The sequence below is a fragment of the Streptococcus mitis genome, from assembly GCF_946188585.1.
In the GTDB taxonomy this organism is placed as follows: Bacteria; Bacillota; Bacilli; order Lactobacillales; family Streptococcaceae; genus Streptococcus; species Streptococcus mitis_DG.
Window position 1 is genome coordinate 1 of sequence record NZ_CAMHVI010000041.1, and the last position, 251, is coordinate 251.

A 251-nucleotide genomic window follows, 5' to 3' on the forward strand; every position below is an offset into this window, starting at 1 on the left:
CTGCACCTACGAGCGCAAGTACATCAGCTTCTACAAGTGCAAGCACGTCAGCAAGCACGTCAGCAAGTACATCAGCTTCAACGAGCGCAAGCACTTCAGCAAGCACGTCAGCAAGCACGTCGGCTTCAACGAGCGCAAGCACGTCAGCAAGAACGTCAGCTTCAACAAGCGCAAGTACGTCAGCAACAACAAGAGCAAGTACAACTGCAAGCACGACAGCAAGTACATCGGCTTCAACAAGCGGAAGAACC

At 52.6% G+C, this 251-nt stretch carries 1 protein-coding gene; it reads right to left on the bottom strand.

Translation table 11 applies throughout. The annotated features are described in order from the left end of the window. Positions 1-251, bottom strand: a 251-nt coding sequence (locus N8M66_RS09345) for a hypothetical protein (RefSeq protein ID WP_261047240.1), incomplete at both ends; no start/stop codon positions are given.